Genomic DNA, 517 nt, shown 5'->3' with positions numbered 1-517 from the left:
TGGGGGCTGTCTCGGTACGGCAGAGGAAAGAGCGGGCTATCACACAAATTGAGAAGCTCCCTCGTGACTACCGACCTTGTCGAATCCACCGCCGAACAAGTAGACGCGGCTGCCTCAGCGAGTGCAAGCGCCGCCGAATCGTGGGCGACTTCTTCCGGCGCCGCTCGCTCTCGACTCCTGCGCGGACTGGCCAAGGCGCTTGATTCGGAACGCCAGCCTCTCGTTGACATTGCCGATCGTGAAACGCAGCTCGGTGTTACTCGGCTGAATGGGGAGCTGGATCGCACCGTTTTCCAGTTGCGCGCCTTTGCGGCACTAGTTGAAGCGGGGGTACCTTTTGAACAGCTTGACGACCCGGCAGTTTCCGGCGGGCCGCCGGCAGGACACCCTCGTCTAACGAGGATTCGTGTCCCCATCGGGCCTGTGGCGATGTTTGCTGCAAGCAATTTCCCATTTGCGTTCTCCGTGCTGGGTGGAGATACCGCTTCGGCGTTGGCCGCAGGATGCCCGGTAGTCG

Annotated in this window: 1 protein-coding gene; it reads left to right on the top strand. The window is 61.5% G+C overall.

Annotation, left to right across the window (positions count from 1 at the left end):
• Positions 1 to 63: 63 nt before the first annotated feature.
• The coding region (locus tag J5M67_RS27825) for an aldehyde dehydrogenase family protein (protein WP_207888598.1) at positions 64 to 517 on the top strand (454 nt) is incomplete at its 3' end.

Origin of the sequence: Pseudomonas sp. 30_B (assembly GCF_017491605.1) — a bacterium.
Taxonomy (GTDB): domain Bacteria; phylum Pseudomonadota; class Gammaproteobacteria; order Pseudomonadales; family Pseudomonadaceae; genus Pseudomonas.
Note: the sequence above shows the minus strand (reverse complement) of the source record. Positions and strands in the feature narration are given on the sequence as shown.